Origin of the sequence: Vibrio sp. 10N.222.48.A3, from assembly GCF_041475345.1 — a bacterium.
GTDB lineage: Bacteria > Pseudomonadota > Gammaproteobacteria > Enterobacterales > Vibrionaceae > Vibrio > Vibrio tasmaniensis_A.
In genome coordinates this window covers 1-10,355 of sequence record NZ_JBFRVX010000080.1, presented here as the reverse complement: position 1 = coordinate 10,355, position 10,355 = coordinate 1, and the positions used below count along the sequence as shown (strand labels likewise).

At 40.1% G+C, this 10,355-nt stretch carries 9 protein-coding genes and 1 pseudogene; all 10 read left to right on the top strand.

All coding sequences use genetic code 11. From position 1 onward, the window contains the following. Positions 1 to 141 precede the first annotated feature (141 nt). Entirely contained in the window at positions 142 to 594 is a 453-nt protein-coding gene (locus tag AB4653_RS03060) for an SET domain-containing protein-lysine N-methyltransferase (protein ID WP_016800584.1), read from the top strand. A gap of 54 nt (positions 595 to 648) precedes the next feature. Beyond that, positions 649 to 2,235 carry an NAD(P)/FAD-dependent oxidoreductase gene (locus tag AB4653_RS03055; protein ID WP_016800585.1) on the top strand — a complete coding sequence of 529 codons (1,587 nt, stop codon included), beginning with the start codon at positions 649 to 651 and terminating at the stop codon, positions 2,233 to 2,235. Positions 2,236 to 2,292: 57 nt separating this feature from the next. Then, positions 2,293 to 3,141, top strand: a complete 849-nt coding sequence (locus AB4653_RS03050; protein ID WP_102258472.1) for a DMT family transporter — start codon at positions 2,293 to 2,295, stop codon at positions 3,139 to 3,141. A gap of 2 nt (positions 3,142 to 3,143) precedes the next feature. Beyond that, positions 3,144 to 3,776, top strand: coding sequence for a LysE family translocator (locus AB4653_RS03045; RefSeq protein ID WP_016800587.1), 633 nt, complete (start codon positions 3,144 to 3,146; stop codon positions 3,774 to 3,776). 144 nt (positions 3,777 to 3,920) lie between these two features. Further along, positions 3,921 to 4,442 (top strand): GNAT family N-acetyltransferase, encoded by a 522-nt coding sequence (locus AB4653_RS03040; protein ID WP_016800588.1) that lies wholly within the window; start codon positions 3,921 to 3,923, stop codon positions 4,440 to 4,442. A 564-nt stretch (positions 4,443 to 5,006) separates the two neighbouring features. Beyond that, positions 5,007 to 5,471, top strand: coding sequence for a hypothetical protein (locus AB4653_RS03035; RefSeq protein ID WP_017097876.1), 465 nt, complete (start codon positions 5,007 to 5,009; stop codon positions 5,469 to 5,471). A gap of 27 nt (positions 5,472 to 5,498) precedes the next feature. After that, positions 5,499 to 8,321 carry a PAAR-like domain-containing protein gene (locus AB4653_RS03030; protein WP_102258471.1) on the top strand — a complete coding sequence of 941 codons (2,823 nt, stop codon included), beginning with the start codon at positions 5,499 to 5,501 and terminating at the stop codon, positions 8,319 to 8,321. A gap of 12 nt (positions 8,322 to 8,333) precedes the next feature. After that, a complete protein-coding gene (locus AB4653_RS03025) occupies positions 8,334 to 9,074 on the top strand; it encodes an AHH domain-containing protein (RefSeq protein WP_102258470.1) in 741 nt (246 codons plus the stop codon). After that, the gene (locus AB4653_RS03020; RefSeq protein WP_017097879.1) at positions 9,074 to 9,694 is read left to right on the top strand and encodes an imm11 family protein; all 621 of its coding nucleotides are present in this window, start codon (positions 9,074 to 9,076) and stop codon (positions 9,692 to 9,694) included. Before AB4653_RS03025 ends, AB4653_RS03020 begins: the two co-directional genes overlap by 1 nt. 423 nt (positions 9,695 to 10,117) lie before the next feature. Further along, positions 10,118 to 10,355 (top strand): annotated as a pseudogene (locus tag AB4653_RS03015) (hypothetical protein); the annotation flags it as partial.

The following is a 10,355-nucleotide window of genomic DNA, read 5'->3' as shown; positions in this document are numbered from 1 at the left end:
TGTGAATGGAGCGAGGGAAGATATGGAAAGATTTTCTAACATGTTTGTGAGTGCTCTAAGAAAAGATACTCAACTATCTTATATTTCTAATTAATTTCAAATTGCTTAATATTAAAAGATATTTATTCCTATGAGGTTTTTATGAACACAAATATCTGCCATATATATAAAAATGAACAACTTGTTGATTCCGCGAAAATCTGTGTCAACTGGGTTAAGGGTAAAGGGCGTGCTGTGATTGCCAAAACCAATATTAATAAGTTTGAATTAATAGAAATGTCACCCACAAGCGAGATTCCAGCAGCTCAGATTAAGTTAATAAACAATACTGATGTTTTCGAACATTATTTCGTGAATCCTGAATGTTATTTAAAAACAAATTCAAATACTAATGAGGTTGGTGGTTATATTTCTTTTGGTTTGGTTTCATTATGCAATCATTCAAAATCACCTAATGCAATTGTAAAATGGTTGCATGATGAAATGGGGACTTGGGCAGAACTTGTGGCCTTAGAAGCTATCAAGGAAGGGGAAGAGATAGAGATTTGCTATACAAATATTGACGAGTATTCAAATGTTGATTCATTTATTTAGGTAATTTTACATTAAACTTTTATTTTCCCGTCCATTTTAAGGTGGACATATCTTATGGGTTCAAATATGAAAAAAAATGTCTGCGTAATAGGTGCTGGTCCTTCTGGCCTAGTTACCGTTAAAGAATTGATTGAGAGTGGGCATAATGTTACCTGTTACGAACAATCTCACAAAGAAGGTGGTGTTTTTTGCAAAACATCAAAGTGTAGTGTGACTGCTTATGATTCTTTGATGTTAACCGTATCAAATTATTTTATGGCTTTTTCAGGACTTCCTCCATCTATTCATGAGGGGAGACGATTTTGGTCTAGAAAAGAGTATGAAGAATATTTGCAAAAGTATACGGATACATTTGAGTTGAGACAGCATATACAGTTTGATAGTACCGTGACAAAAATCGAACCTCAGGGTGATGGGTTTAATGTATTCGTAAGCTGCTGTAATACCGAATCATCAACTTATTATGATGCTGTAGCAATTTGTGTTGGGATCACACAAAATCCACAAATTCCAGTCTATGAAGGGCAGGATACTTTCACTGGTAAAATATTACATTCAGCAAACTATACCAACCCAGAGGAGTTTAGAAATAAAAAGGTTGTTTGTGTTGGAGTCGGAGAGTCGGGAGCTGACATCGCTCACCAAATTGCGAATGTTGCAAATGAATGCACGCTCTCAATTAGGCATTATCCATCAATCTTAGACCGTTGGTATAATCAGCAAACGAACGATGCTTATACTGCACACGCCTTTTGTGCGCTAGGTCCAAAAGGAATGAATAGTTGGTATAACAAAGAATTAATTAAAAGCCTTAACGAAAAAGAAGGTGATTTGAGTGAAGAACATAAATTAACTTTTGATTGGGCTTTGAAAACTGGAGGCTATTTCAATCAGTTTATTACAAAAAGTGAAGTATTTGTCCAAGATATTATTAATAAGAGACTTGCAGTTAATGTAGGTGGGATAAAGCAGTTAAACGGACAGCGAGTAATTTTCGATGATGGTAAAGAAATGGAAGCCGACATAATAATGTGTAGCACTGGTTTTCAGGAGGAATGTAAGGTTACTGAGCCTTGGGTGAGTATCACTAACGTTAGAAATTTATTCAAACATATGATACATCCGGATTGGGGAAGCAAACTCGCCTATATCGGAACTGCTAGGCCGATGCAGGGAGGTGTTCCAGCGTGTTCAGAAATGCAAGCTCGTTACTTTGCCTTACTTTTATCGGGAGAGAAAAAACTTCCTAAGCCTTTGGAGATGAAAGATATCATAGAGAGGGACCGTCAACATGAGGAAAGTGCTATGTGTCTCACGCCAAATATTAAAGGATTAGTCGATTATGAACAATATATGCCAGAAATGGCAAGGTTAATTGGATGTAATGTAAGATTACGTCACTTGATTAATCCTTTTGTTCTTTATAAATTTTGGTATGGCTCACATCTACCTGTAATTTACAGAATTACGGGCCCAGGAAAAATCGCAAAACTACCAAAAAAAATATTACGTAAATTACCAGTCGCCTATACCATTAGAGAGCAAATATCCTTAAGTATATATTTTATTAGACAGAAGATATTCTTACGTAATAAAGAAGACATTGAAAATATAGAGCGTGAAGTTGTAGAACAAGATTAAATTGTTCTTTCGCTATTTATTAGTACTAAAAATGGTTCATCAAACTAGGAGATGTCAATGGGAAATGTCATGGTGTTTTTTGCGGCCCTTGCATGGAGTACAGCAGGGTTATTTACCAGGATAATATCTACCGATTTTCCGACAACTTTATTTTGGAGGTCGTTATTTGGCGGGATATGCGTGCTATTTATCTACTATTTTATTAGCACACCAATCAAGCGTCGCCGTATGTTGATATTTACCAAAGGTGAACTAATTATTGGAATGATTGTCACCGCAGGTATGATTTGTTTTATAGCCTCTTTTTTTTATACAACAGTGGCGAATGTTTCTTTTGTATATGGGTTGATGCCATTATCGACATTTGTTCTTTCTGTTATTTTCCTTAATGAAAAAATCAATAAAACCACGTTGTTTTGTTGCATCATATCTATGCTTGGTGTGGTATTTATTATGTGGGGGACCACGGATATCGACGACAAGTTAGGCTTATTATTAGCATTTGGGATGACATTTTTTATGGCGTTGTTGACAATAATAGCAAAGTACTATCCAACGGCTGAAGTTGCCAAATCAACATACTTGTCTGCCTTTTTATGCGCACTGATTGTATATCCGTTTTCGAGTCATATTAATGGTTTTTCCAGTGACTATTATTGGTTAGTTGCGTATGGAGTGACGAATGTTGGTTTAGGGTTCGGTGTCTATTTAATAGGAGTTTCTCGAACAACTGCTATGTCGGCAGCTTTAATAGGATTAGCTGAGATACCGTTAGGACCATTTTTAGTTTGGGCTTTTTATGCTGAGGAGGTGGGGTTACGCACGATCATAGGTGGCACAATTATAATGATGGCTGCAATAATGTACCTAGTTTCTAACAGAACCGTAAAAAGGGAGTTTGAATAACAGTGACCTCAAATACGGAATTGTTTACCTACTTAGTTTTGACCTTGTTATATGCGTTCATGCCGGGTCCAGCGATGCTTTATAGTATTGCTCTAGCGGTGTCAGGAGGGAAGAAAGTAGGAATAATGGCCGCTTTCGGCCTTCATATAGGGGGGTATGTCCATGTGCTTTTAGCTGTACTAGGTTTATCCTCTGTGCTTGTAACTAATCCTACTCTCTATTCCGTCATTCAAAAGCTAGGAGCTCTTTACCTCGTTTGGTTAGGGTTTCAGCGTATCTATCTAACTAAAAAGTCACGGGTTACTTCTCGTGAAAGTAATATTACCTCTCCTAAAAGAACTTTCATTGAGAGTGTCATTGTAGATGTCCTGAACCCTAAAGCTGCAATTTTTTATCTTGCTTTTTTGCCACAGTTTGTGAATGAAGCAGGAAGTATTGCTGTTTGGCTGCAATTACTGATTTTGGGCGTTTTTACGAATTTAATGTTTAGCAGCGCAGATCTTTTAAGTGTTTTGATGGCTAGTCATCTACATAAAATGTTTAAAGCAAGAAGTAACTGGGTTGATTTTTTCTCAAGGTGGTCTGGAAGTATTTTTATACTGTTAGGTGTTATGGCCTTGGTAAACTCTTCGTAAAGTTAGGGGGAGGGGCACTGCTCGATATGAATTTGTAAGTTTCAGAACTGAATACACAATCAGAGCGTTCATCATTGGCATGTAATACCAATTGATAAATTTAACTTTCTGGTGTTGCGCCCGTTAGCTCTTACAAGGAGAAGTATGAGAATCGTATATGAAGTTAATGTGACCGAAAAGCAGCATAAAGAAATAATGATGTTGAGGAATCAATCATTTCCAAAGCATCAAGTATCTCGTTCCTACTTTAAACAACTCCCTCATTTTCGTGCCCTACAGTATGAAGGTGATGTACTTATCGGGTATCTCGGATTAGATTATCGAGTAATAAAAGTTGGGAGTGAAGTACACAGGGTTTTGGGGGTAGTCGACTTTTGTGTTGCAGAACCTTATCGCGGTCAAGGAATTGGTACATTTATGTTATCCGAAATTTCCTTGTTTTGTGAAGGGAAGGGGGTGGACTTCATAATTCTTGTCTCAGAGTTGCAAAGTTTCTATTCAGTACGAGGGTATACTCAAGTCAAGGGAAGCAACTCTTGGTTAAGGCTTCATGAACACACGAATTATGGTGTTGCTGTTGAACATGTCGATGAGCTTTATATAAAGCCAATGAGTGCAAAGAATTGGGGAGGTGGCCATATTGACTGGCTTGGCTATATGTATTGACCCCAAAGGCTCGAATGCGTTTACAGAGTTCAGTCCAGGTTACTTTGTTTAACCTAGGAGAGTAGCCTTAAGGTAATACCCTGAAGCGTTTCTGTAGATTTTATAGGTTGTGAAATCTCAAACTTGAGACTTTTTGATCTAACGCATTCATGCCCCATTATAAGGTAGACCTTTTACTCATTCACACCTTGTTAATGTGTGTTTCCCCTAATAAAAGTTATCTGACATTAGCAGTTGTCAAAGTTATACGACACAAAAGACATCATCGTGTTGCTTTTTGGCTTGGTATATCGTTTCTATCATTACTCAAGTGATGTAATACTCTCAACTTTAAAATGATAGTGATGTGCGTGACTTTAATCACAAATTTGAGTGCGAGATAAACCTATAGAAAAGTGAAAAACACATGCGATAAAGCCAATTGATTTGCTAGTCTAGTTACATTGATTGGCCTTCATGTCTTTAAAGTCGATTATTCAATCGTAGTGACCATTCATTTCCACATTACCTATTCAAATCGCCCAGAGATAAAATAATAGGCTCTAAATAATCACTGGGCCCACCATGAATCAAGAGCCACCAAGAGATATTCTTAAGCCTACTTCAAAACCCTGCTCTCGAATTGGTTGGGTAGTGGAAGTTCATCCAGAAAAGAATCGAGTCAAAGTAGATTTTGAGCATAACCCATTTTCTCAACCTCTCTGGGCGTCAATAGGCCGTGCTTTTACTCAGTCAGAAATTTTTATGGCCATCGATAATAAACTCGATTGCCGAATCTCTTTTCTATCCGAAGATCTTACCATTCCAACATTGGTTGATATCTATATTTCTTTGCTTGAAGAGCAAGAGCTTGTTGTTAAAGCAAAGAGGATAACCCTTGATGCAGAGGAAGAAGTGCTTATTGGCTCTGGGACGACACAAACCAAATATAGTGGAACGGATGGCCGTATCACTACAACAGCCAAGCATCTTAGTAGTAGCGCTGAAAAAATTCATAAGATCCAGGGCGCTAAGGTAAAACTCAACTAATCCACTTAATCTAAGTAGGACATATTAATGGCAGTTACAATAAGTGCAAATGGACTCAGTGTTGTCCATAAAGGCTCGGGAGGAGAGGCGAATGCTACCCTGCCTGATGTGTGCCTTACTACAGTCGGTAAACCTGTTGTACCAATCCCTTATGGAAATAACGCGAAGTCGGCAGATTTAGTGGAAGGCACTACGACAGTCACAGCAGATGGCGGAAACAGTATTGCTTTAAAGGGCAGTAAGTTTGCCAAGAGCACAGGCGATGCGGGCGGGGACAAGAAAGGCGTAGCATCGGGTACGATAGAGGCCGAGGCCGAGTTCATTTCCGCATCACCGAGTGTCATCATCGAAGGGAAAGGCGTGGCTAGGTTGTCAGACCAAATGACAATGAACAAGGGCAACACCATGTGCCTAGGTGGGGTTCAAAACCCTGCTGTCACGGTCACTGAAGATGAAGACGGCACTTACACTGTCTACATCAAGGCTCGATACCCGGATGGTGTACTTCTTAAGAACGCAGATTTTGACATTACCGATGTCTCTGGTGGTGCTCTGTCTCCTGGTCACTTTGATAACTCTGGCAAAAGCAAAGTATCAGGCTTAAAGCCGGGTCAAATCAAAATTCTGGTTAAAGAAAGTACGGATGAGTTTATTGCTACCCCGGTTCGTTTAACCAACCCACACTACCTACCCGATTACAATGATGATGACTTCTTTGATAGGTCTGCTCAGGGACAGCAAACCTTCTGGCACCCGAATCGTATTGCCCCGCCAGTAGAAGGCTGGGGAACCATGGGACCTAGCCTCACCGCTGACCGATATTTTGCCGATATTGTGGAAGCAGAAACGAAAGCCCACTTCGAGTTTAGACACCCTGATTTTCATTTCAGCGTATTGTCAGAATCGCTAATCGCGGGAATTGATAGTCTCTCTGATACGAGTTTTGATAGTGTACTGGCGAACGGGTTACCAATGGTGATGGAAGAAGGGGAAATTTTCTCCGTCTTATTTCGTTTACCCAAGCATGAAACCGCAGACCGTATGCTGGCTTACATGCGAGCTCGTGGTAAAGGTAATCCTCAGGTTTTCATCAATAACTACCCTTGGGATAAGGCTAAGAATATACTCAACTCTGAACTAGAGAGTCTACTTAGTAAGATAAAAGGGCGTGTGGAATCTCTTAAGTCCGAAGCTAGTCGGTTGAATTATGATTACTTGTCGTCTGATATCTATAAAAAGCATGTGAGTACCATTGATACCTATGCTAAAAAATTGTCCGATAACCTCAGCCAAGCTTTCAAGCGTATGGAAAATAAAGCTAGTCAACTTATGGATGATGTGTCAGATGTCTCGGTCATTCAAGCGCCTGATCATGTTTACTCTGCCGAAGCAGGGACTATCGAAGTAGTCGTGAATGCGATACCGAAAATAGAGTTAGAGGAGCAGAAGTGGATTAAGATCCGTGCCGTTCACGATGACCTGTGGGGAACGCCTGTTTACGCTAAAAACCTCAAAGTGATAGCCAATGGCTCCGTTCCCCATAAAGACAAATTGGATCTCAATCCATTGCCGCAAAGAAGTACGGCCTCAGAAACTATGGATCTGGCGTTAGAGACCCAGAAGACAGAGGGAGGTGTAGTGGTGGTCGATGATCTCAAGCCCAACACAGACTCTGTCACTATCGAGTATGAAGGTGAACCAGGCATTGAAGATAAGATTGTAAAACAACAGGAAGCTATCGAGACTTATTTGGACGGCCTTTTAAACACAGTCGCGAAAGATATGACAGGTTTCCAGAAACAATGGAACGAAGAAGGTGTACTTTGTTTGGGTGATGGTGTGCTTGAAGGGGCTAAAGCTTGGGGTGCTGATGTGGTGGAACTTTTCTCTCCCGAAGTCTGGGGCGAGATGGGCCATACCTTAGCAGATGCCACCACCGATGGTTTTGATAAGCTCTATATTTACGCCAATCAAAAATACAATGCATTGGAAAAGTACACCGCCGATGCGATGAAAGGAACGGAAGTTCAGTTAGCTCAAAGTGATTTACCAAGCTGGGTAAAACAGGCGGCTTATATTTCCAGTATGGCGCCTAACTTGCTTATTGCGGCCAGTGTGGATGCGTACGAGAACATTGATGAGGCCATTGATGATGTGCAGCTTTGGTGGAATGAAGGCTCAGACGATATGGCGCGCAAGATTAAGTGTATTGCAAGACACAGAGAAGCGATTTGGAATTTGCCTACGCTCTTTACCAACAACGATGTTAAAGGCGTAGAAAAGTTCGTTGACACTGTTGTGATGGAGTTTGACCCTGAATGGGCAATGGAAATCAAGGAGAGTGAGTTTTTCCCTAAGGCCTTGGCGTTGATTAATGATGACAACAGCATCTTGCCTTTCTTTACATACTTGAACCTGATTATTGAAGCTGTCCCACCTAACTTCTATTTCTACCACGTGGGTAAAGCAGCTGCGTATATTGCCATTGAAGTGGTGTTAACCATAGTGATTGGTTTGCTAACTGGGCCAGCAGGGGCAGCCGCCAGAATTGCGACGGTTACAGCGAAATTTACCATGGGCGTTAAAAAGGTTGGTGCAGCCTCTCATGCCGCACAAGCACTAGAAACCTTTACCAGCACCGTCGATGGTTTAGTCGACATCTTGCCAGATTACGACAAGTTAGCGGGCCATTTGGCATTGCGCCGTAAGTCCGCCATAGCAGACAAACGGGTTAATAGTACCGCTCAAGTGGAAGAGAAACATGAGCCTAGAAAGGGTAAATGTCGACTGTGTAAGAGTGAAGAACATAAAACGCCTCGGTTGTACCGGGGTGAAATCGAATATGTATAGGATAAGTTATCTATGGGCACACTGATGAGTCAAGAGGCGGCAGAATCGGATTTCGTCGATGGTATGATTGAGAAAAAAGGCTATCGTAAGCGCTGGGTAAACAACGTAAAAAAATTATCTGAGCACCCTTATAATAATGGTATCCATATGGATACCCATCATATTATTTCGGCAGAAGCAGTAAAACACAGTGAGCTGGGTGAAAACCTAGTCAACAAAGGCTACGACATCAACCAGTTATCGAATTTGGTCGGCTTTCCTGCTACTTTGCCGGGTGCATGTCAACTCCATTGCCAATTACACCGCGGCGATCATATCTTTAGCCGACCTAGGGAAGAACCTTATCATCGTTACGTTTCTGGAGAGTTGAGAGATCCAGAGATAAGAAAAAAGATTAAAGACTGCTATGGAAAGACTAAGAAAACAGAAACCGAGTCAGAGATACATAAGCTGCTCGACCCGATTAGTCGTAAAGTGCTAAAGAAAATCAACAAAATTGAAAGAGGGCAATTTTTTTCATTACCGTTGACCAAAATTTCCCAATACTTTATTCCAGGAGGACCCGGCTGCGCCTGCCAATTCGATATTATCAACGCACAAACCAATCCTGATAACTATTGCAACAGTGACCGGCTTCACTATCAACTGGGCGAAAGAGATGGCAAAGACAAGCGCTATCAAACCAGTAGTTCCCCATGGAACACCAAAACGATCACGTACCAAAACACCAGATGGATACCCAAGGTAGGATAATGAGCCAATACAACGACCAATACTATATTGTTTTCGAAAATTATGATGAAAATACTTTGTACCTAAAGCCTCAAAAGCATTCAGCCATGAGGGATTACGAATACACCAAGCTAAGTGGTGATGAGCCAATGCTTTTTGAAAACTGCTATCGTGATGAAGATTTGGTTCGAGGGGTTTCTAGGCCAATTAAAAAGGCTCACTTAGACTCAACCTACCCAGTATTTTCTGATGAAATTAAACAATCTCTTGGTAATATAGACAATGCATGTTGTCAGGTTTACCCCAGCGTGATCGTAGATGATCATGACAAATATCATGAGGGCTATTGGGTGTTTAATGTATTTGAGAAAATGGATGTTTTGAATCTAGAAAAGTGTCAGATTGATGATTATGACCCGGAAGATACTAGACACACAATTGAGCAGTACTATTTGGATGATAACAAGTTGTCTGCGATGCCAGAGAAAGAACGCTTGGTCTTTATGCCAAAATTCAGCGATTACCCTCATATTATTGTTCATGAGAAAGTAGTAAAAGCGTTCAAGAAACAAAACGTGGATACGCTTAACTTTGTAAAAGTCTCTGATTGGGTAATGGGCCTCCAGTTTGTAGAGTCTTAATGGACCAGTGGGCTGCTGAAGGCATTGGGGAAATCTGCATTTATAGCTTAAAACTAGGTATTCAAGAACAATAACTTTATTTGCTGTTTCTGAATATATGTAAACTCCCCAAATAGTACAATTTGATCTGCTTCAGCGATACTGGACAATCACGTAAACAAATTTGCCATACTTTTAATAATTCATGCTTCGCTAAATTAGCAATCTTGCTAAATCGTTTTTGTCCAACTCTGAGTCAGCAAGTCGTCGCGACTCAAGGCGAGTTCCAATGATATATTTTGCAACTGCAAGCAATTAGCTTTGTCGACAAGAGCTGATAACAAAGAGAGCCAAAGCTGACTAAATTGATTAACCAATAACTTTCAATTTTTTTTGGTTATAGTATGTGTAATATAAATCCCAATAATACTTGAGTTATTTCAAATGAAACAAGAAGTACATAGGTTTGAGCTATCAATAAATAGCACTATCTCTGAAGTCTATGGCCACTTTACTAAGGCAAATAGTGACCAAAGCCTCGATAGAATGTTTGAAGGTCTTCAAAAAAAACTCAGGAAAATTACCTGCTCAGTGAGAGAGAGGGAGTGTACTCTCATTAATGTGTACATTGCATACGGCAGAAGACAAGAGGACTTTGATGGTAGAGGGAAGACTTGTAATT

What these genes read in the sequence shown, in the direction of transcription:
- AB4653_RS03060 (WP_016800584.1), top strand. Translation starts at nt 142, where the DNA reads ATGAACACAAATATCTGCCATATATATAAAAATGAACAACTTGTTGAT.
- AB4653_RS03055 (WP_016800585.1), top strand. Translation starts at nt 649, where the DNA reads ATGGGTTCAAATATGAAAAAAAATGTCTGCGTAATAGGTGCTGGTCCT.
- AB4653_RS03050 (WP_102258472.1), top strand. Translation starts at nt 2,293, where the DNA reads ATGGGAAATGTCATGGTGTTTTTTGCGGCCCTTGCATGGAGTACAGCA.
- AB4653_RS03040 (WP_016800588.1), top strand. Translation starts at nt 3,921, where the DNA reads ATGAGAATCGTATATGAAGTTAATGTGACCGAAAAGCAGCATAAAGAA.
- AB4653_RS03035 (WP_017097876.1), top strand. Translation starts at nt 5,007, where the DNA reads ATGAATCAAGAGCCACCAAGAGATATTCTTAAGCCTACTTCAAAACCC.
- AB4653_RS03030 (WP_102258471.1), top strand. Translation starts at nt 5,499, where the DNA reads ATGGCAGTTACAATAAGTGCAAATGGACTCAGTGTTGTCCATAAAGGC.
- AB4653_RS03025 (WP_102258470.1), top strand. Translation starts at nt 8,334, where the DNA reads ATGGGCACACTGATGAGTCAAGAGGCGGCAGAATCGGATTTCGTCGAT.
- AB4653_RS03020 (WP_017097879.1), top strand. Translation starts at nt 9,074, where the DNA reads ATGAGCCAATACAACGACCAATACTATATTGTTTTCGAAAATTATGAT.